Raw genomic sequence first — 21,883 nt, 5'->3', positions numbered from 1 at the left:
CAAACCAACCGATATGAAATTGTACAGAACCAAGGCGGGTATTCTGATTGAACAGGATGACAAATCGTATTTAGTGCAGAACGAAGATTGGGACAGCTTTATCAACGACGACAACCTGTTGCAAAAGCTGCATCAAATAACCGCAACGCAATCGCCTGCGGCAGATACATCGGCCAATGGCGTGCTGGCGCCGCTGCAAAGCCAGGAGCTGTGGGCTTGCGGCGTTACCTACCTGCGCAGCAAAGTAGGCCGCCAGGAAGAAAGCAAAGACGCCGGCGGTGGCGATTTTTATGCACGGGTGTACGAGGCCGAACGCCCCGAGGTGTTTTTTAAATCAACACCGCACCGCGTGGTGGGCCCGCATGGCAAAGTACGCATCCGTAAAGACTCGACCTGGGATGTGCCCGAACCGGAACTGACCCTGGTGGTAACATCATCGGGTAAAATTGTTGGCTACACCATTGGCAACGATATGAGCAGCCGCAGCATTGAAGGCGAAAACCCGCTGTACCTGCCGCAGGCAAAAACTTACGATGCCTGTGCCGCCGTGGGCCCCTGCATTTATGTAACCGATGCGCCGCTGGAAAAAACAACGCAGATCCACCTGGAAATAAACCGCGGTGGCCAGCAGCAATTCAAAGGCTCGATCGAGATCAGCCAGATGAAGCGGACGCCGGAGGAACTGGTTTCTTTTGTGTTTCGCGAAGCAAGTTTTCCGCATGGCTGCCTCATTATGACCGGCACCGGCATTGTGCCCGAAAATGATTTTACACTTAAAAGCGGCGACGAGATTAAAATATCCATCGACGGCATTGGCACGCTGGTAAATGAAGTAATGTAGGCTTTGCGCCTGCGCTGTTGCAAACATATGAAGCATAAAAAACGCTAAATATGCCATCGGCGCAGGCCGCCTTGCCCCAACTTCATGGCAGCAACAATGGGTGGGGGAAATCCAGCATTTTAAATTAAATATTCCCTTTTTCCGTGCCCCGCTGAAGACGATTGCAATAGCATTTGTATCAAGTCACCAAACTATAATCATGGCCATATGAGTTTCAAGTATTCCACTCTTTTGCTGGCTTCTTTCCTTACGGGCAGTGCCGGCTTTGCACAAAGCGGGGCCGCTCCGCTGGAAGATTTCAAGCCTTCTTCTTTCAACCAGCCTTTCCAGGATTACCCGCAGGTAAACTCCCAGGGCTATGCCCGTTTTCGCATTGTGGCGCCACAGGCAGATAGTGTACGCGTTACGCTGGGCCTCGGCGGACAGGGCGGCACCCGGCTGACCAAAGGTCCCGATGGCGTTTTTACCGGCACCACTGCCGGCCCCATGGATGAAGGCTTTCACTACTACCACCTGATTGTGGATGGCGGCGTTTACAACGACCCAGGAACCGGCAATTTTTATGGTTCGCAGCGTTGGGAAAGCGGCATTGAAATACCGGCCAAAGACCAGGATTTTTATGCGCTGAAAGATGTGCCGCATGGCCATGTACACCAGGTTTTGTTTCCATCAAAGAGCACCAAAACCTCACGGGTGGCTTATGTGTACACCCCGCCGGGCTACGAAAAAGGCAATACCAAATACCCCGTTTTATACCTGCAGCATGGCTGGGGTGAAAACGAAACTTCATGGGGCATCCAGGGCAAAGCCAACCTGATCATGGACAATATGATTGCCGAAGGCCGGACAAAGCCATTTATTGTGGTAATGACCTATGGCATGACCAACACAGGCGGAAGGCCAGGTGCACCACCCCGTCCTGCAGCAGCCCCTGCTGGTGGCGCCGCGCCTGCCACAGGTAGCGCTCCTGCTCCTGCCCGTCCGGCTACACCGGGTGGCGGCATGGCAGCCATGATCGCCAACAATGGTTTCCAGGAGGTTCTGGTAGACGAGTTGATCCCTTATGTGGATGCACACTTCCGCACCATTGCCAACCGCAACGGCCGTGCAATGGCCGGTCTTTCGATGGGTGCAGCAGAAACCAAGTATATTACCCTCAACAAACCCGATGTATTTGGATACTGGGGCTTATTCAGTGGCGGTAACTATACACCGGAAGATCTGCAAGGCAAAACAAAGCCGAACCTTATTTATATCACCTATGGCAGCAAGGAAACCCGCGGTGCCGAAGCGCTGCCAAAAGTGGAAGCTGATTTGAAAGCGGCTGGTTATAAAGTAGGCACTTATGTTTCGCCGGGCACTGCACACGAGTTTCAAACATGGCGCCGCAGCCTGTACCAGATGGCGCCTTTGTTGTTTAAAAATTAAGCCTCGTTACAGGTGCGTCTTATTTTCCAAAAAAATGCATGCCCTGTAATTGCAGCAACATAAAAAGACAGCAGGCAAATCATCGTCAAAAATGGTTTGCCTGCTCTTTTCTGTTATAGCGATAGGTAAGAACATTGCCATTTTGAGGAGGCAATTTGAAGGAAAATGCGACGCGTCTATTTTAATGATGCTTCAATTGCGAATCAAGTTTTACGCCGGCAAATGATTAAGAAGAGATGCATTTAACTAAAAGCTTTTGTCTGCTACACAAAAAGATGCGTTGGCTGTTCTTTCATTTTTCTGCTAAAAAATGTATTCAAGTAAAATTGATTCTGCTTTGTGATAAAATGCTTGCCGCCACCAACCAAATAATTGCTGCGGCCAGTTTTTTAAATACCCAACAAAACATGCTTGTGTTATGAAAAAAAGCCAATTGTGGTGTTTGCTCTTGGTGTTGGTAGCTGCCTCGGTAACCTTGACCAGTTATGCGCCCAAACAAAAAAAGATTCTGGTGTTCAGTAAAACCGTAGGCTTCCGCCACGGGTCTTCCATCGAGTGGGGTAAAAAACAGATCCTTGCGATGGGACAAGCCAATAAGTTTGGCGTGGACACCACCGAAAGCGCCGATGTATTTACCTCCGACAACCTGAAACAATATGCCGCCGTAGTATTCCTCTGCACCACCGGCAATGTGCTCAACGAGGAGCAGCAAAAAGCATTTGAACAATACATTCAAAAAGGCGGCGGCTACCTGGGCCTGCATTCTTCGGCCGATACCGAGCACGACTGGCCTTGGTTTGGCGGCCTCAATGGCGCTTATTTTAAAAACCATCCCCGTCCGCAGGAAGCGGTGTTCAATGTGCTGGTGAACAACCACCCAGCCACGGCGCACCTGCCTAAAGTGTGGAAGCGCTGGGATGAACTGTATAATTTTAAATGGATTGGCACCGATCTGAACGTGCTCATTACCATCGACGAAAACAGCTACACCGGCGGCCAGAACGGCGAAGACCACCCCATGGCGTGGTACCATGAGTACGATGGCGGCCGCGCTTTTTATACCGCACTGGGCCACGACAACCGTTCGTGGGAGGACCCGATGTACCAGCAACATGTGTTGGGAGCCATTCAATATGTAATGGGCGCCAAGGCCGAAGTGAAAACCAAAAACGCTGCGGCCATCAAGTAACTGATCTCTTACAAATTGCTCATGAAAAAGATTTTCCCGATTGCAGGCCTGGCTCTTTTTTGCCTTACCATTTACAATTGCAACCCGCCCAAAAATTCGGTGCAGGGTAAGCTGGGCACTCCTTACCCTTCGCGTCAGTTCGACTCTATTCCAACGGCCGATTACCTGAGCCCGGAAGAAAGTTTAAAAACGTTCAACCTGCCGCCGGGTTACCGACTGGAGCTGGTGGCCAGCGAGCCGATGATTAAAGAACCCGTGGCCGTGGCCTGGGATGGCAATGCCCGCATGTACGTGGCCGAAATGCTGACCTACATGCAGGATGCCGACGCTACCGGCGAGCAAAAGCCGGTAAGCCGTGTATCGCTGCTGGAGGATACCGACAACGATGGAAAGATGGACAAAAGCACCGTGTTTATCGACAGCCTGCTGCTGCCCCGCATGATTCTTTGCGTGAACAACGAATTGCTGGTGAACGAAACCAACACCATTACCATTAAAGCCTACAAGGACACAGATGGCGATGGTAAGGCCGACCAAAAGCGGACTGTGTATGAAAATGCAGCTTACCGTTCGCTGGACGCCAACATGGAACACCAGCGCAGCGGCCTCGACTGGAACGTCGATAACTTTATCTACCTCACGTACGATCCTGTTCGGTTCAAATACAAGAACGGCATGCTGCACGCCGACTCTATTCCTTCGGGGCCCGGCGGACAGTGGGGCGTAACCCACGACAACTACGGACGCCTGTTCCTTTCCAGCGCCGGTGGTGAAAACCCATTGGTGCGGGTGCAAATGAACCCATCCTACGGCGCACTGGATTTGCCCGACCAGGTGAGTAAGGAGTTCCAGGAAGTGTACCCCATCATCGCCACGCCAGATGTGCAGGGCGGCCTAATGCGCCTGCGTGCCGACAGTACGTTGAACCATTTTACCGGCGCTTGCGGACAGTCGATTTACCGTGGCGATGCTTTGCCGCAGGATATGGCCGGCGACTATATTGTGTGTGAGCCCGTGGCCCGCATCATTCGGCGTGCAAAAGTGATCAACCTGCGGGGCAAGATCACGGTGCAAAATGCCTACTACCGCCAGGAGTTTATTGCCTCTACCGATATGAATTTCCGCCCGGTAAACTCTTATACCGGCCCCGATGGCAACCTGTACATCGTGGACATGCACCGCGGTATCATTCAGCAGGGCAACTGGACCCGTCCCGGTTCTTTTTTACGTAAAAAAATTGAAGCAAGAGGCTTGCAGAAAAACGTTGGCCACGGCCGTATTTACCGCCTGGTGTACGATGGATTTAAGCAACCTGCCAAGCCCAATATTTTGAACGAGTCGCCGGCAAAACTGGTTACTTACCTCGATCATAAAAACGGCTGGTGGCGCGATAATGCACAAAAGCAATTGATTGTTTTGGGCGATAAATCGGTGGTGCCTACGCTGAAAGCCATCATGCGTGGTGAGCAGGGTTCGCTGGCTGCCAAGTCTTCGCACCTGGCCCGCCTGCATGCGCTGTGGACGCTGGAAGGATTGGACGCCGTAGATAAAGAAATAGTGTATACTGCATTGAAAGACGAGCACCCACAACTGCGCAAAGCGGCTGTGATTATTGGTGAACGCTACCTGAAAGCGGGCGATGGTGAAATGGCAGCCAACCTGGCTGCGATGAAGAACGATCCGTCGCATGACGTGCGGCTGCAACTGTATCTTTCTTTTTACAGCACCAAGCCTGCTAATGCTGCAACCGTTGCTGACGAGTTGCTGGCTACCAACAAAAGCAACGACATTTTTGCCGCTGCGCAAAAATCAATGGACCGCAATACCGATATCAAAACATACGGTGCCCGCTTGGCCAATGTGCCTGCCGAGGAACGCAAATTGATCCTGGCCGGCTCCAGCATTTTTACCGGGTTGTGCGTAACCTGTCATGGCCCCGGTGGTAAAGGCCTGGCCGCTGCCGGTAGCAATTCGTTGGCTGCACCACCGCTGCCCGAATCGAAACGCATCAATGGCGATAAAGCCAACCTGGTGAAGATTGTATTGCATGGTTTGCAAGGCCCGATTGATGGCAAAGAATATCCTTCGGTGATGCCGCCACTGGGCGAAAATTCCGACGATTGGATAGCATCGGTAGTAAACTATGTGCGTTATGAATTTGGCAACGTAACCCGCCGTTTCCGTCGTCCCGGAGATACCACTTCGCCGTATGTTACGCCGGCCGAAGTAGCTGCCATCAGGGCGCAGTATAAATCAAGAACAGCGTTGTGGACACTTGCCGAATTGGAGACCAGTACGGCCGCTGCTACAACAACGGCAGCCACAGACAACAAGCCCACTGCTGTGCAAACAGCCAATACCAGTACAAGCAGCAAGGCATCGGTAAAACCAGCAGTTGCTGTAAGCAGTGCCAAGCCCGTAGCCAAGGCACCTGCCCAACAAAAAAAGGTAACCTATGCCGAGGTGGCGCCGCTGCTGCAAAAGAATACCTGCCTGGCATGCCACCACCCGCAAAACAAGCTGGTAGGCCCCGCTTACGCCGAGGTGGCAAAAAAGAAATACTCCGTGGCCCGCATGGTGGAGCTGATGCAAAAGCCCAACCCCAAAAACTGGCCCGACTACGCTACGCCCATGCCACCGATGGCGCATGTGCCAAAAGCGGAGTTGACCAAAATTGCGGAGTGGATCAAAACGCTGGAAGGAGCGAAGTAGGTTTTGAAAATTCGTTTTCCGCATATCATTAAAAAGGCCCCACTTGTGGGGCCTTTTTAATGTTTCATCTCTATCAACCCCGATTTCACTATCAGGTTGTCTCTTTAAACTCTAGAGTTGTCATGCCGAACTCGTTTCGGCATCTCCCTCATCAATCAGTGTTTACTAAAGTATAAGGGGATGCCGAAACGAGTTCGGCATGACACGCATTGCTCAACAAGATTCTAACTTAAAACCAGCATTATTCCTTTGCATCTTGCAACAAGCGAAATCCTTCAAAATGTTGCGCTGGTAAATGCTGGCTCCATCGTTGCAGGAGCGGTGTTTCTAACTGCGGTTCGCGGTATTCGTCGGGGCTCATAATGGGCACGCCATAGGCAATAGGGTAGTACCGTTTGCAATGCGTGCAGGTAAGCATACCTTCAATAATATGCTCTTGTTGGTCTTTTACAAAAACCTGTACTGCTAAATCATGTTTATCAAACGGGCAGCAAAGTTTGTTAATGAGTGATGCCTTCATGTGTATGTAATTCTTTTAGTTGTGTGGTAAAATATGCTGCAGCTTTTTGGGGATCATCGGCATGCAGGATGGCGGAAATAAGTGCCACGCCATTGAAGCCCGTACCGGCCAGCAGCGGCAGGTTGTGTGCTGTAATGCCGCCGGCGAGAAAAATGGGTAGGCCGGTTATGGCCCTTGCCTGCAGCACCGTTTCCCGGCACACAATTTCGCAGGCACCGGCTGATGCCGAAGGAAACATGGAACAAAACGAAACATAATCGCAACCATTGTTGTTGGCCCAATGGATGCGGGCAAGATCATTGCCGCAGGTGATGCCCATGATAAATGGTCGTTGTATTGTTTGCCTTATTGCAGTAAGGTTATCGGGCAATGCATCAAAATGAACGCCGTCCAGTGCCGTTGTGTGCAACAATCCCCACGCATCATTAATGAGCACCGGTATGTTGTGTGCATGCGCAACAGCACAAATGGCATTGACCACAAGCTGTTTATCCTGTGCTTCATTCCAATGATTCCATACCTGCACTACCGATACGCCGCCTTCAATGGCTGCGGTTATTTTAGGCAGCAAAACATCCAGTTGCAGCCCCGGATCAACCACCAGGTATAGTCCACCATCAATCGTTCGTTTGGTCATGTCGTTTATTTTAAACCCTGCGCAAAAGCTTCATAGAACGCCTTCCAATACGGATCGGTGCCCGGATGAATGAGCGGTGCTTTTATGTCATTCTTCATGGTTTGTATGCCTTCTGTCATTGGTGTGAAATGTCCGACTGCTGTGGCTTTTATGCCTTTGGCTTGCAATGCATCAATTACCGATGCTGCCGCGTCTTTTTTTGCAGCAATGATCATGGAACCAGCACCAATGCAATAATGCGGGTCAATTCCAAAAACAGCACATACCTTTTGCTGCGCATCACCAGTAGGCAAGCTTGCTTCATCAACTACAGCACCGCAATTTGCAGCCAAAGCCATTTCGTAAATAGCACAGAGTAGGCCACCTTCGGTTACATCGTGCATGGCCGTTACCGCTTTGTATTGCGCTGTATTTAATGACGCCGCTGCAATTGCTGCGGGCAATGCGCTGGTTTGCTCAAACAATTCGGCAGCCGCCTGTTGCACTTCGGTGCCGCATTTGTTGGCCACCGTTTGCGGAAAGCTGCGGGCCAATATCGATGTAGCAATCAGTGCAGCCTCTTTGGTTACAATGATCACATCGCCGGCAGCGGCGCCTTTGCTGGTCAGCATTTCGCCCTGCGGCGCCGTGGCAATCATGGTGCCGCCACCTGCAACCGTTGCATGCATGCCTTCAAAGCGGCCGGTATGGCCGCCTGTAATGGCGGTGCCCATTTTGGTGCAATACTGGTTTATGTATTTCCAATATTCGGCAAAGTCGGGGGCTGATAATGTTGGCGGCAAATTGAGCACAAACTGTGCATACATCGGCGCCTTGCCGGTGGTGGCCATATCATTTGCCATCAGGCAAACCGACAACCATGCCGACTCCCGCAAACCCAGCGTGGGTATAAGCGACAGCGGATCGCTGGTGAGTGCCATTTCATAGCCATTGGGCAGTTGAATGATGGAAACATCCACGCCAAACTGCGGCGGCGTAGTTACTTCGGGCCGCTGGCTGCCGCAAAAAGGATAGATGGTTTCTTTGAACAGCTCGTCGCCAATTTTGCCGCTTTCCGGAAACTGTTGCATCAGGGATTCAATTTTACATACATGCCAAAGAAATCGCCGTAGGGCACGCTCCATTGCTGCACCGGGAACCATTTGGGCAGGCCGGTACAGGTCCACTCAATGGAATAATTACGGCCTTTTAGGGCTTCGTCAATTTTTTGCACCAGTGTTTGCGGCGAATAAAATGTAGCCGTAACGTAAAATGGATTTTTGCCAAATACCTGCTGCACCCTGCGGCGCACCAGCTTGGGCGAGTTGCGGTTCATCATGCCAAACACAATACCATGGCGGCCTACACGGGCAGCCTCGCGGATCACCTGCACGGGATCGCGGTAATATTCGAACGTGGTGATGAATGCAACGGCGTCAAAACTGTGGTCTTTGAACGGCATGAAATGCGAATCGGCCAGCACCAGGTCGCCTTTGAATAAGTGCACGCCCTGCCCCAGCATGAACGGCGACAAGTCGCCGCCCGTAGCTTCAATGCCGATGTCTTTCCACCAACGCGTAAACCGCGTGGTGCCGCAGCCAAACTCGAGTAATTCTTGTACACGGGAGTCTTTTTTTACCAGGTCGCCGATCACTTTTTTCTGCCAGATCTCGGCCCGCTTGTAGCGGCCTTCGTACCATTGTTCGTAGGTGTCGGTGTGTTCGCGGTTGAAGAACCATTCTTTGCGGCCCTGCCAGTTGGTGAGCTCTTTTGTAACGAGTTCAAATCCCATCATCGTTGGTTTAAAAAATAAAAGCAGCATTTCCATGCGTAGAAAATGCTGCTTTCACCCGGATATAAACCAAGGATGTCATTGCATTTCCTACGCTGGTATTACCCAGATCAGGTACACGGGTACAATCTCAGTCTCCTTGCAGGAAACGCCCCGATGCAACTATTGGGACAAATGTAGGGAAGAATAAGTTTTTGGGGAGGATTCGATTTACGCTGGCTGAATATTTATGCTTTCGCCGAGATAAAGGGCAACATCGTTGTGTCAATTTGGTGAGTTATACTTTTACTTTTTTGCTCCTGCAAAAAAGTAATCCCGCAGGCCCGAAATCAAATGACGGCACCATTTCGTGGTAATGCCTTGATATGTCTTTGGCGCTACTGTGATGAAGGGCTGTGGATCATTATTCAGCATTAAAACATCAGCCTTGTTGCTTCTGTGTACATGGTTTGGTTTCATCATTCAATGTGTACCTTCTCAATACCTTTTAATGCATCGGCGTTGCTTTGGTGAAAAGTGTGCACAGCGTTCGAAGACATTTTACCTTTTTCATAAATGGCAAACTAGTTGCTTGCAACAGTGGCATGGTTCGCTTTTAAAGTAGGGCCGTTGTTATAAGTAAAATAAACAGACTTGTATCATCGGGCTGCATTGAGCGAACCTAGTATGGTGTAGCCATAGCAGTTTGCCCTATTGTTGCAAAGAAACGATCGGTGCGGGCATGCTCGGCATCAAAAGCGGTTATTTATGGCTGCGGGTATATATTTGCCACTCACATCAATTTGATAACCAAGTTGTCCGAGTTAAAACCAAAAAGCAACTTCAATCAAACCATCACCAGAACTACCTTGCTGGGCGGCTTGTTTGTGTGCTCCGTTGTCATTACGCTGGTGGCCTGGTACATCTCTTACAGCACACTTAAGGAACGCACCGCCGACCGCTTTGATTACACCATCGGCAACATTCAGTCGGCAATACAGGAACGCATGGCCGCATACAAACAAGTGTTGCGTAGTGCCGTTGGTTTTTATTATGCTGCAGATACCATCACCCGGGCCGAGTGGAGCCGCTATGTGCAAACGCTCCAGTTGGAAAAAGCTTATCCCGGCATCCAGGGAGTGGGTTTCACCATAAGATTATCGCCGGACGAAGTACCTGAGTTTACCCAAAAAGTAATGGCCGAAGGCTACCCCATGTTCCGTGTTTGGCCCGAGCATGCAAGGGAAGAATATCATTCCATCCTTTACCTGGCGCCTTTTACCGGCCGCAACCTGCGGGCATTTGGGTACGATATGTTTACCGAGCAGCATCGGCGGGCTGCCATGGAGCGGGCCCGTGATAGCGGCGACCCTGCAGCATCGCAAATGGTGACATTGGTACAGGAAATTGGCAGTGATGTACAAAAGGGCTGCCTTATTTATTTGCCCGTTTACCGGCCTAATATGAGCCTGGCTACGGTAGCCGACCGCCGTGCTGCGTTGAAAGGTTTTGTGTACAGCCCTTTTCGGATAAACGACCTGATGCGGGGTATTTTAGGTTCGGTAGATACGCCGGTTGAATTTGAAATGTATGATGGCCGCAACACCGATACTACCCATTTGTTCTATGCCAGCAATGGTTATAATGCGCAAAAAAGTAGTGCAGCATTTTCAACTCCGCGGTATGTAACAGTGGGCGGAAACCAATGGACGGTGGTTTTTACATCCAGGCCGAATTTTGTTTCCCGCTACGAGCTTCGTTTGCCCAACATCATTGCTATTGCCGGCATCATCGTCAATGTTTTGCTGCTGTTCATCCTGATGCGCCTGAGTGCACTGAGCAAAAAGAACCGCGTTTTAGCCGAACAATATAAAGCCGAAAAAGACCGCTATGAAATTGTTTCGCTGAGCACCAACGATATTATCTGGGAATGGGATATTGCGGCCAATACCGTAACCTGCAACAAAAACTTTGAAGTGGTGCTCGGTTACCCGTTGCCCGATGAGCCTTTTTCATTTGCCTCCTGGATTAGTTATGTGCACCCCGAAGACCGCGCTGGCGTTGTCACCGACATGCAGGCCTTTACAAAAGGAGATCAAAAGTTTTGGTCGGGTGAATACCGCTTGCAAAAAAAGGACGGTACTGCAATTTATATCCTTGATCGTGGCCGCCTGATTTTTGATGCTGCAGGCAAACCGGCCAGCATGGTGGGCTCTATGATCAACATCACCGAACGCAAGATGGCAGAAGATGCGCAGCGGCGTTTTAATGAAGAACTGGAACAAACGGTGCAGGCCCGAACCCTCGAATTGCAGCGATCAAACGAGGACCTGGAGCGGTTTGCGCATGTGGCCAGCCACGATCTGAAGGAACCGGTGCGCAAAATGCGTACAGGTATCGACCTGGTTAAAATAAGGTACCAAAATGTATTGGGCGATGGCGTGGCGCTGATCGACCGGTTGGCAAAATCTGCATCGCGGCTCAACCAAATGATCGAAAGCATTCTTGCTTATTCTACGGTAAAATTTGAAGCACAAAATGCCGAAGCCGTTGACCTGAACGAAGTGCTGCACCACGTAACCGACGATTTGGAACTGGTGATTTCGGAAAAAGATGCGCAGGTAAACGTGCACCCGCTGCCCATTATTGAAGGCAGCCCGGTGCTGTTGCACCAGTTGTTTTACAACCTGGTGAACAACGCTCTTAAGTTTACAAGAGCAGGCGTGAAACCGGTGGTCACCATCGAATCGAAACCGTTGCACGGCAGCGAGCAGGATTGGGTGGAAATACGCCTCTCCGACAATGGGATTGGTTTTAATGAAGAAGAAGCTACAAAAATTTTCCACAGTTTTGTGCGGCTGCACCCAAAAGACGTGTTTGAAGGCACGGGCTTAGGGCTGGCTTTGTGCAAACGCGTAGTGGAGCGCCACGGTGGCACCATTACTGCTACAGGCCAGCCCGGCCACGGCGCCACATTCATCCTTACTTTTCCCGCAAAGCAGCACCAGGGGCTTATTTGAGGCTGTTGCATTTTGGAAAAAATTTGTTAATTGCGCGGGGAAATTTCCATCGGCACAATGCAATTGCATGATTTCTGTTTAGATAAATCCGGAACATATTTTTTGACTGGATCTAAACACTATTCATATGAAAACACGAAAGCTTATAATGGCCGCCTCGTTTCTTTTAATAGGCTCTGGTTTGTACGCACAAACGGCCGCCACGCAAAATGATGCAACGCCGAATGGCGTTGGGCCAACGGTGACCAAAGGTTATTACTCCATTGGAAACAATGCAACTAAAGTGCGGGGCAAATCGGCTGTTGCAGTAAAAACAAGCGACACCTACCCAACGGTGCAAAAAGGTTATTACTCGATTGGTAACAACAACCGTAAGTTGCAAAAACAAATAGTTGTTGATGCAAATGCCACGAGTTTTGTACCGTTTGTATCAAAAGGATACTATTCTATTGGCCGCAACAACGAAAAGTTGAAGCAGTAGTAAAGATTTTTGTCGTATTATAAAAAGGCAGCAACTGTTTTCGGTTGCTGCCTTTTCTTTTTTAAGAACACATTGGGTAGCGGAGGCAAACTGAACGCACCAAATCTTGGCGCAGCCCCCTAATTTTGAACAGATGGCCTTTTGGTGCTGGCAATTGCGCTGCATTTTTTGTAGATCAATGCAGCAATCAGCACCAATGTTTGGATCGTGCAATTGGCGGCCATCAACCGGTACAGCCAACGTTTTCAAATTTGCTTTGTTGCATATGAATACTGAAACCATGAAGATTCTGCTGATAGAAGACGAGCCACAGGTAGCCAGCCTCATCAACCGGGGCCTCTCAGAAAAAGGCTACAGCGTATCTGTGGCGCCGGACGGCACTATGGGGCACAATATGGCGCTGCAATTTGATTTTGATGTGTTGATCCTCGACATTATGCTGCCCGGAACCAACGGCATGGAAGTGTGCCGGCAGTTGCGCATGGCCAAAGTAAATACGCCCATCTTATTTTTAACCGCACTGGGCACTACCGAAAATATTGTGGCCGGCCTCAATGCCGGCGGCGACGATTACCTGGTAAAACCGTTCAAGTTTGATGAACTGGAAGCAAGGCTAAAATCGCTGGTGCGGCGCAGGGCGCTTACCGTGGTGGACGATGAAGAAGAACAACAACTCGACACGCTTGTGGTGGATTTTAAAACAAAACTGGTGAGCCGCGATGGTAACCCGGTAGTGTTAACTTCAACGGAATTTCGCCTACTCGAGTTTTTTATCCGCAATAAAAACCGCGTGGTATCGCGGATGGAAATACTGGAAAAAGTTTGGGGCATTGGCTTCAACATGGGCACCAATGTGGTGGATGTGTATGTAAACTACCTGCGCAAAAAACTGGGCGACCACAACGAGAAAAGGCTGATTCAAACCATAGTAGGCATGGGTTATATGCTGAAAGCTTAATGCTGCCATTATATGAAGATCCAAACGAAGACCACCATACTGTTCACCATTCTTACCGCTACCATCTTTCTTATTTTAAGTGTAACGGTATACCTGGTGGTGGACTCATTTGCCCACCGCGATTTTGACAAAAGGGTGGAGCTCAGGGCCCGCATCTCAGCCAAGTTCCGGTTCGAGCAGGATCATCTTTCCACGCAGGCTTTCCAGGCCATTCAGCGGCAATATTTAGAGAAACTGCCCGAAGAAAAAGCAGTGATCCTAAAGCTGGATGCGAACGGCCGGCTCACACCCGCACCACCTAAAGATTTACCGCAATCGTTTTTACAACAGATCATCAATGCCGGTGGCAACACGGTGTTTTACGAAAAAGATTTCCGGCATTTTGCGGGCCTTGTGTACAACGATGAGTCGGGTCGGTACCTGGTCATTAAATCGGCCACCAACCGCTATGGCAGCCAAATGATGGCGCGGTTGCGTACCCTTAAGATCATCCAGTTTTGCATTGCAGTGCTGCTCATTTTTAGCGTGGGTCTTATTTTTTCCCGCAAAACATTTCAGCCCATCCGCGATATTATTAACCGGGTAAAACAAATCAGCCAGGGCAACCTGCACCTGCGCTTAACAGCCCGCAAAGGTGGCGATGAAATAGCCGAACTCACCAGCACATTTAACCAGATGCTGAACCGGCTGGAAACGGCATTTGAAGCACAGAATAACTTTATCAGCAACGCGTCACACGAGTTGCGTACGCCGCTTACCAACATCATTGGCGAAGCCGATTATGCGCTTTCAAAAGAGCGAACGCCTGAAGCATACCGCTACAGCCTGCAGCAAATAGTGCAACAGGCCGAAAAGCTGCAAACCATTTCGAAAGGCTTGCTGGCGCTGGCACAAACGGGTTTTGATGGGCGGGCACAATCGTGGCAAACGGTACGGGTGGACCAATTGCTGTTTGATGTAAAAGAAGATTGCAGCGCTATTTTTCCCGATGCACAAATACAGATCATGCTCGATGAATTGCCTGCCGATGAAGCGGGATTGAGCATTTCGGGCAATTACAATTTGCTGAAAACTGCGGTGAATAATATTGTGCTGAATGCTTGTAAATATTCACGCAACCAACCCGTGCACCTGCACCTGCAGGTGGCCAGCGGCATAGTGGCCATAACGGTGCAGGATAAGGGCATTGGCATTCCCAACGAGGAATTAAAATACATCTACGATCCGTTTTTCCGAGCTTCCAACACCAAGGATTTTGAAGGCTATGGCATCGGTATGCCGCTGGCCAATAATATTATTCAACTGCACAAAGGCTCCATTGAAATTCATTCTAAAGAAGGCGCAGGCACTAAGGTAATTGTCCGTTTTCCGCTGTGTGCAACAAATGCAAAACCCGAATTGGCGATGCATGAACAATCTTAAGAAAGATTAGAGGGTGCCCATTTTTTTAATCGATTTTTTAAAACATTCTAATCCTTTTCTTATCCTCCTCTTAGGTGTTACTAAGACCAGTATGCAAGTTTTGTGGTACTAAATTTTACATTTATGACCAACATTTTAGTACCAACTGATTTTACCGCATACTCATTGATGATGGCCGAGCAAGCAATGAAAAACGGCAACTATGAAAAGTGCAACATCGTGCTGTTTCATGCATTCCAGCCGCCTGTGTCGCCGCTCGATATGTTGGGTGCGGGCCACCGCGATCCCTCGTGTGAACTGATGTCGGAGCCGTTTCGCCAGGCATGCAAGCAACTGAAGGATAGCCATGGTTCGCGCATCAATAAAATCATTGTGCGCTGCATGACCGGCAGCACCCGTTCGGTGTTCCGCAACTTTGTTGAAGCCAACGATATCGACCTTATTTATTGCCCCGAAGACTACTACTTCAAACCCGTGCACGACCGCAGCGTTGACCCACAATTCCTTTTTAAAAAATGCGGTGTTCCGGTGCTCAAATCTGGTGTGCGGAAAACAGAGCCTGTTTACGAGCAGCCGTTTATGCCTTCTTTCCCGATGGCTGCGCAATAGCTGCCCGCACCAGCTGGGATGGGTCCGGTTTCCCACAAAGTTTTCAATCAGATTATCATGCCGTCCGCGTGGAGCCGGGCTTGTCTCCAGCATCACCCTTTAAATGACAAGATTATGTTGCTAAAGAAAAATATTCCCTTCAAGTATGTGTTTGGGAAAATAAAATTTGAGGTTATTGTCATTACTATTTACGCCATTCTTGTGAGTGTAATGTACCATACATTTCAGCTACACCATATTTCCATACCGGTGTCCATACCAGCTATATTAGGTACGGTCATTTCCCTGCTGCTTGGTTTCAGGAGCAACCAGGCATACGACCGCTGGTGGGAAGCCCGGCATATCTGGGGCGCCATTGTAAACGACTCCCGTACGGTGGCGCGGCAGATCACTTCATTCATGCCGGTGGAGGAAGAGTCGGGTATGGTGCAGGCGTTTACCGGCCGTTTTATCCGCAGGCAAATTGCTTGGTGTTATAGCTTGGGCCGACACTTGCGGGGACAGGATCCGTTGAAAAGGGTGGAGCATTACCTGACGCAGGATGAATACCAATTGATGAAGCAAATGGATAATGTGCCTGCGGCGTTGCTTGACCGCATGGGCAAAGATCTGCAACTGGCATTGGAAGAAGGCTGGCTCAACCGCTTTCAGCAAGTGGAGTTGGATCGTACACTTTCGAGGCTTACCGATCATATGGGTAAATGCGAACGGATCAAGAATACCGTGTTTCCAAGTACCTACAGTTTGTACATACATGTGTCGCTGATGTTGTTCATTGCACTGCTTCCTTTTGGCGTAATTGAGTACCTGGGTGTATTGGAAGTGCCGCTGGTGGTGGCGGTTTCGGCCTGCTTTTTGCTAATCGAGAAAATGGGCATCCACCTGCAGGATCCCTTCGAAAATAAACCTACGGACACGCCTATGACCACCATTGCAGCAAACATTGAAAAAAACCTGCAGCAGATCTATCACCTGAGTATACAGCCCGTTAAGCATCAGCTTTTTAGCATGCGCAATGGTCATCATGTGGGCGATAAGGTGCCATTGAAAGCGCATCCTGTGGTGCCTGAAGAAGACGAATGCGATGTTCGTTACCAACACAAAGACGGCCTGAAGTATTACCTGCTGTAAGCGCCAACAGCCATCAGCAGGATTTGTTCATGCTTTTTTCGGAATGATTTTATTGGTAAAAAAGTAGCGGCGATTAGCGCCTTTTTACTGACAATGCTTGCCAGCATTTTGTGGTGACAACAAAAGGGAAATATGCAAAAAATTATCAGCGAAGAAACATATTGGCACCGCTTTGTTTACCTCAAAGCGGACCTCACCGATGAAGTGGAGCAAGCACTATCCGGTTTTATTTCCACCCGTAATTTGGAACAGCGGGTGTTTTTAAAATCAAAAGCTGCCGCCAGCATTCACCGGTACGAAACGATTTTATTACACGGCGAAGACGATGCGCTGACGGCTGTGCTGGTTGTTGAAATCAGCGGCAATCATTGGCAAAGCTTCATGCAATTGCTGCTGCATTTCTCCGATCGTTTTCCGCCGGGCCTGTGCCGGCAGGATGCGCCTTCGAGCTTTCTTAATTTGAATTGATGGACAGAATAGCTTTTGCTTCGATGCAAAAGCTTGTGTATTGTTTGCAACTTATCGATTGAAAAAGTTGCCTTGTTTTGCGTGGTGCACTAAAGTATCCTTCCATAATTTCGTTATGTAAAAATGCATTGAAGTGCCATGTGGAGCTATCAATGCATTTTGATTTTAACGATAGGTGATGTTTAGTTTTCCATGTACATGATGTTGTCGTCTGTTCATACATCGATCATCATGTAGTTGGGATCAATACCGGCGCTGTGCGGCTTTTGCGGCACGTTTAACTATGTTACTTGCATGCCGGGGCGGGTGAAATTATTTCACTATTGTCCATTCCTCAAGTGGCCTGAATGCGCTAATTTCCACCCTATGCTCGCGCCAAATTTCAGCCCTTTTCCATTGCTCAAAACAGAAAGACTATTGCTGCGTCAATTCACGCTAGCCGATGCAGCCGGCGTGCATCAGTTGCGCTCCGACGATGCCGTAATGCAGTTTATCAACCGGCCGCTGACCCAAACGATTGAGGATGCCGAAGCATGGATTCAGCTCATTTTAGATGCTTTGCAAAAAGGCGATGGCATTACCTGGTGCATTTGTTTAAAAAATGAAACGGCAACACATGTAGGCAGTATTGGCCTGTGGCGGATTGAAAAGGAAAATTACCGTGCAGAGATCGGGTATATGATTGAGCCCCAACTGCAGGGAAAAGGTTATATGTACGAGGCGTTGCAAGCCGTGGCGCATTACGGATTTACGGACATGCGGCTGCATTCTGTTGAGGCCCGGATAGATCCGGGCAATGTTGCTTCTGCGGCGCTATTGAAGAAATCCAGTTTTGTACAAGAGGCGCTTTTTAAGGAAAATTATTTCAACAGGGGTCACTTTGCGGATACAGCGGTTTATTCAAAACTGGCGCCGAATTATGTGCAAGCAAATGAATGATGAATGTGCAACTTGATGTCGCTAAATTGAAGGTGAACAGTGACTGATTGTACTAAACGCATGCTGCGGTACCCAGGTTTAATCGGTGTATTTTTGTTTGCATCTATAAGTTTCAACAGTCTTTCATAGTGTTGGTAACTTCATCATTGATCAACTTTGCGTATGGTTTTGTTTCAGCAAACATTAAGATTGCCTGAGTATCGGAGGGGTTTTCATTTAATTACAAACGAAGTGGTTCGGGCAGTGCCGCAAATGCGGGAGATGGGCGCCGGCATGTGCCAGGTATTTATACAGCATACATCGGCATCACTCACCATCAACGAAAACGCCGACCCGACAGTGCGGCAGGATTTTGAAATGTTTTTTAATAAAACCGTTCAGGAAAACGACCCGGATTATGCACACGACTATGAGGGATCTGATGATATGCCGGCACACCTGAAGTCATCGCTGCTGGGCAGTTCGGTTTTAATCCCGGTACGCAATGGCCGACTTGCCTTGGGCACTTGGCAAGGCATTTATCTATGCGAGCACCGCAATCAGGGCGGCAGCAGGTCGCTGGTGGTTACTGTTTGGGGCGCATGAACCGGTATCTTTTAATTCATCAATTTTACAAGCAAAATATTCAGCAATGGTCAAGGCATTTTTAGGCATGGGTTTACTGGGCTCCAATTTTGTAAAAGCCATGCGCAAGAGGAACGAGGAAGTGCAGGTGTGGAACCGCACAGCATCGAAAGCGCAGGAGTTGGAAAGCGTTGGTGCAAAATCGTTTGCCGATGTACAGGACGCTGTGAAGGGTGCAGGAATCATTCATGTAACCTTGAAGGACGATGCATCGGTGGATGAAGTGCTGGAGGCAGCCAGTGCTGGCTTTGCACCAAATGCAACGATCGTGGACCACACCACTACGTCAAAGGAAGGCGCTATCCGGCGCACCGCATATTGGAAAGATCGCGGATTTATTTACCAGCATGCACCGGTTTTTATGGGGCCGGCCAATGCATTGGAAGGCACAGGGTTTATGTTGTTATCGGGAGATGAAGCAGTGTTGGCGCAACTCACGCCAATACTTGCACCCATGACCGGAAAAATAATACACTTGGGCGCTGAAGTGGGAAAGGCCGCGGCAATGAAGCTGGTGGGCAATGCATTTTTGGTTTGTTACACATTCAGCCTTCGCGAAACACTGGCCATCGGCAAGGCCTTGGGCACTTCGGCAGAAGACCTACTGGGCTTGTTAGAACAATGGAACCCCGGGACGCAGTTTGTGGCCCGCATGGGCCGGCTCACGGCTTCCGATCACACGGAGCCATCATGGGAGCTTGCTATGGCCCGAAAAGACACACAGCTGTTTCTGAATGCTGCGCAGAACCACGAAGCAAGTCTTGCTTTGCTGCCGTCCATTGCCGGAGTGATGGATCGTTGGATTGAGCAGGGTTTTGGCAGCCATGATTGGACGGTGGTGGGGAGTGATGTAGTTTGAAGACAGGTGTATTAGCTACGTATGCCTGGTAGAAAGCATAGCCCCGGCGGGTTTTTAATAATGTTCAATTGCTCATCAATAATGCACAATTTGTTTTTGCGCATTAATGATGAGCAATTGTTTTAAATGGTAAAATCGCAACCGACCTTACCCGTTACACGGCGGGTGTTCTTGTGCTAGCTCAATGTTCCCTTTGAAAAATAATAATAGAACCCGCCTGCAAATTTTTAGCAGCGGAGCGATTTTGCTGTAGGTATTCTGGTATGAGTGCCGATGGCTAGACTATGCTGCTTTTGCCGGTGACCGGTATGGTAAGCGAGTCATAACTTTAGAAATGCACATTGCTCAGAAGAGCTTGTTTGCTTATAACAAATCGAGTATGTATAAAAATTTCTAATAAATATATACTTGCTTCAATATAATAATTTATTAATATTGCTATTGTGAAAACGAATTGACGCGGTAAATAACAACCAATCCTAACCGAAACCCTCTTAAACCTCCATTCCACGAAAAGCCGCATTTATATTTTGTTCTTGCTATAAGCATTTATCTAACGATACATCTGCATACTGAAAGTAGGCCAGCATTCGATACTTGCATCTGATCAGTCTTTTGCAACACGAAGTCATATGCTCGGAACCTAAGCCAGTACGGGGATTGTCAACAAAGATTTGTAAGCCAACGCCGAAATGGTTTTGGTCTAAAATACCTATCTGCACGTTTGAAAACTATCGGTTAATCCGCACCGTTTAGACGCATTGATCACCAACAGGCTGTATAAACGACTGCAACATGACCCACCAAAACCTTAACACGCTGAAAGATGAGGTCGAAACCGTGCTTGGGCGAAAAATCCTGACGGCATCCGACTGTACCGAACTAAGCAATGACATTTTTCGTAAAACCAACAACCAACTTAGTTTAAACACATTACGCAGGTTTTTCAACCTGATGGAAAGTAAATACAGCCCATCTCTTTTTACACTTGATCTGCTTTCTAAGTATTGTGGGTTCAATACGTTTTCTGAGTTTACTGACAGGAAGCAAAGCCTTAACCATACCAGTGACCAACATGCATCGGCATTGCTCAATTTTCTAACAATGTTGTTTCGTGATGTTGATGTAAAAGGGCTGGATGATCTTACCTATTGCAACCTCATTCGGGAAGTGCTTAAAAATCTGCAACAATGGCCCCATGTGATCGATCCGTTTCAATCACAAATCGCTAAAACCCGCAATGGACAGCTCTTTTACTACGAACAATTTGTAAACATTGATAAACTGAACAGTTATTTTGGCGATGGGCTTCGATACTACCTGCTTGAAAATAAAACTGCTGATGGCCAGGTACATGGGCATGCACTGCTTTGTTTGCGAGATTGGTTGACTGGGAATGCGGCGGGTGTAGGATTTCATGCTGCAGCGGTTGCTGTTTATCATCCCCACCAGTTGAACAACATGTTCAATTACGGCCGGTACTTCGCAGCGCAGCTTTTTCAATCCGACATTTTAGGATGCGACGTTTATAGGGTAATGGAGCAAACAAGGGAGTTCTACAACGAATTCCGCCGCCGCTGTGATGTACAGCAGAGTTTTCCTTGTTTTGAATATGTGATTGCAGAAACGTTGGTACTAATCGGACAATTCGAAGAAGCAAATTTTTATATCAATGAAGCCATTAAAAAACGCAACAACCATATACCGCCTCATGTTGATCTGCGTATGTTGGAATCAATATACCTGTTCCAAGCTGTTGCTATGGCCAACCTTGGTAAAACGCAGCGTTCAAAAGATATTTTGGAAACCATCGATGTAAAGAATCTTTCTTTCATGTCGCGGCGGCTTCATTCAATTTTATACCTCATTCAAAAGCTACAGTTCCATTGTTCTGCAACGCTGGAGCGGCAGCTGGCTTATTTAGTTTCACAAACCGGATTTGTACAATTAGTAAAAGGGTTGCCCGAAGTTGCAAGGATTCAAAGTGAAATAGATGTAGCACAAGTTGTGGGCAAAAATGGGCAGGATAATATCGAGGCTGTCGGCTACTTTTAAGTAGTTAACAACCAAAGCTAACTTGTCGGGACATATGCCTTACTGATCGGCAAATTTAGGTTTAAAGCTAACTGACAAAGTAACATTGCTCGTTACCAAATTATTAAGTGTTCGCTACCCTGGGCAAGTAATCTTCAAGCCTGTTTTTGAAAACTTAAATATCCTCTAAGCCAAATTTATCGTGCTGTGTGTGCACCCTAAACGTGGTGGTGGCCGGCAGTTTATTTTCTAAAAATCGAG

At 48.6% G+C, this 21,883-nt stretch carries 19 protein-coding genes and 1 riboswitch; of the genes, 15 read left to right on the top strand and 4 right to left on the bottom strand.

The genetic code is table 11. The annotated features are described in order from the left end of the window. The first annotated feature begins 13 nt into the window (after positions 1-13). From DRJ53_RS08035 to DRJ53_RS08020, 4 genes are all read left to right on the top strand, one after another. On the top strand, positions 14-841 hold the full coding sequence (locus DRJ53_RS08035; RefSeq protein WP_114235099.1) for a fumarylacetoacetate hydrolase family protein: 828 nt from the start codon (positions 14-16) through the stop codon (positions 839-841). Between the two features lie 207 nt (positions 842-1,048). Continuing rightward, positions 1,049-2,269, top strand: a complete 1,221-nt coding sequence (locus tag DRJ53_RS21675) for an alpha/beta hydrolase-fold protein (protein WP_114235098.1) — start codon at positions 1,049-1,051, stop codon at positions 2,267-2,269. Positions 2,270-2,687: 418 nt separating this feature from the next. After that, a complete protein-coding gene (locus tag DRJ53_RS08025) occupies positions 2,688-3,458 on the top strand; it encodes a ThuA domain-containing protein (protein ID WP_114235097.1) in 771 nt (256 codons plus the stop codon). A 21-nt stretch (positions 3,459-3,479) separates the two neighbouring features. After that, positions 3,480-6,170: a DUF7133 domain-containing protein gene (locus DRJ53_RS08020; protein ID WP_114235096.1), complete on the top strand. Its 2,691-nt coding sequence runs from the start codon at positions 3,480-3,482 to the stop codon at positions 6,168-6,170. A 241-nt stretch (positions 6,171-6,411) separates the two neighbouring features. On the opposite strand, the gene DRJ53_RS08015 is transcribed toward DRJ53_RS08020, so the two are convergent. Genes DRJ53_RS08015 through DRJ53_RS08000 form a run of 4 tightly spaced genes read right to left on the bottom strand, consistent with a single transcriptional unit; the run spans position 6,412 to position 9,098 of the window. Continuing rightward, entirely contained in the window at positions 6,412-6,690 is a 279-nt protein-coding gene (locus DRJ53_RS08015) for a Trm112 family protein (protein ID WP_114235095.1), read from the bottom strand. Further along, positions 6,671-7,327, bottom strand: coding sequence for a thiamine phosphate synthase (locus DRJ53_RS08010; protein ID WP_114235094.1), 657 nt, complete (start codon positions 7,325-7,327; stop codon positions 6,671-6,673). Before DRJ53_RS08010 ends, DRJ53_RS08015 begins: the two co-directional genes overlap by 20 nt. 5 nt (positions 7,328-7,332) lie before the next feature. Continuing rightward, positions 7,333-8,397 carry an AIR synthase-related protein gene (locus tag DRJ53_RS08005; protein ID WP_114235093.1) on the bottom strand — a complete coding sequence of 355 codons (1,065 nt, stop codon included), beginning with the start codon at positions 8,395-8,397 and terminating at the stop codon, positions 7,333-7,335. After that, on the bottom strand, positions 8,397-9,098 hold the full coding sequence (locus DRJ53_RS08000) for a class I SAM-dependent methyltransferase (RefSeq protein WP_114235284.1): 702 nt from the start codon (positions 9,096-9,098) through the stop codon (positions 8,397-8,399). The genes DRJ53_RS08005 and DRJ53_RS08000 overlap by 1 nt, the downstream gene beginning before the upstream one ends. Positions 9,099-9,168: 70 nt before the next feature. Next, a riboswitch (TPP riboswitch) is annotated at positions 9,169-9,264 on the bottom strand. Positions 9,265-9,892: 628 nt separating this feature from the next. Here DRJ53_RS08000 and DRJ53_RS07995 point away from each other — a divergent pair. The 11 genes from DRJ53_RS07995 (at position 9,893) to DRJ53_RS07945 (ending at position 21,643) form a co-directional block, all read left to right on the top strand. Next, positions 9,893-12,097 (top strand): sensor histidine kinase, encoded by a 2,205-nt coding sequence (locus DRJ53_RS07995; protein WP_123893436.1) that lies wholly within the window; start codon positions 9,893-9,895, stop codon positions 12,095-12,097. A 127-nt stretch (positions 12,098-12,224) separates the two neighbouring features. Next, entirely contained in the window at positions 12,225-12,578 is a 354-nt protein-coding gene (locus tag DRJ53_RS07990; RefSeq protein WP_114235091.1) for a hypothetical protein, read from the top strand. Positions 12,579-12,858: 280 nt separating this feature from the next. After that, the gene (locus tag DRJ53_RS07985; protein WP_114235283.1) at positions 12,859-13,536 is read left to right on the top strand and encodes a response regulator transcription factor; all 678 of its coding nucleotides are present in this window, start codon (positions 12,859-12,861) and stop codon (positions 13,534-13,536) included. Between the two features lie 12 nt (positions 13,537-13,548). Continuing rightward, positions 13,549-14,958, top strand: a complete 1,410-nt coding sequence (locus DRJ53_RS07980) for a sensor histidine kinase (protein WP_114235090.1) — start codon at positions 13,549-13,551, stop codon at positions 14,956-14,958. 123 nt (positions 14,959-15,081) lie between these two features. Then, the gene (locus DRJ53_RS07975; protein ID WP_114235089.1) at positions 15,082-15,567 is read left to right on the top strand and encodes a universal stress protein; all 486 of its coding nucleotides are present in this window, start codon (positions 15,082-15,084) and stop codon (positions 15,565-15,567) included. Between the two features lie 114 nt (positions 15,568-15,681). Further along, entirely contained in the window at positions 15,682-16,698 is a 1,017-nt protein-coding gene (locus DRJ53_RS07970; protein WP_114235088.1) for a bestrophin family protein, read from the top strand. Positions 16,699-16,830: 132 nt separating this feature from the next. After that, complete coding sequence (locus DRJ53_RS07965) at positions 16,831-17,166, top strand: hypothetical protein (RefSeq protein ID WP_114235087.1); 336 nt, start codon at positions 16,831-16,833, stop codon at positions 17,164-17,166. Between the two features lie 417 nt (positions 17,167-17,583). After that, entirely contained in the window at positions 17,584-18,105 is a 522-nt protein-coding gene (locus DRJ53_RS07960) for a GNAT family N-acetyltransferase (RefSeq protein ID WP_162303831.1), read from the top strand. A gap of 189 nt (positions 18,106-18,294) precedes the next feature. Then, positions 18,295-18,690 (top strand): secondary thiamine-phosphate synthase enzyme YjbQ, encoded by a 396-nt coding sequence (locus DRJ53_RS07955; protein ID WP_241558495.1) that lies wholly within the window; start codon positions 18,295-18,297, stop codon positions 18,688-18,690. A 46-nt stretch (positions 18,691-18,736) separates the two neighbouring features. Then, on the top strand, positions 18,737-19,588 hold the full coding sequence (locus DRJ53_RS07950) for an NAD(P)-dependent oxidoreductase (RefSeq protein ID WP_114235084.1): 852 nt from the start codon (positions 18,737-18,739) through the stop codon (positions 19,586-19,588). A gap of 795 nt (positions 19,589-20,383) precedes the next feature. Next, positions 20,384-21,643 carry a hypothetical protein gene (locus DRJ53_RS07945; RefSeq protein ID WP_114235083.1) on the top strand — a complete coding sequence of 420 codons (1,260 nt, stop codon included), beginning with the start codon at positions 20,384-20,386 and terminating at the stop codon, positions 21,641-21,643. Positions 21,644-21,883 lie beyond the last annotated feature (240 nt).

Source organism: Paracnuella aquatica, assembly GCF_003332885.2.
Taxonomy (GTDB): Bacteria; Bacteroidota; Bacteroidia; order Chitinophagales; family Chitinophagaceae; genus Flavisolibacter; species Flavisolibacter aquaticus.
The sequence above is the reverse complement of the archived record's forward strand: the minus strand, read 5'-3'. Positions and strand labels throughout refer to the sequence as shown.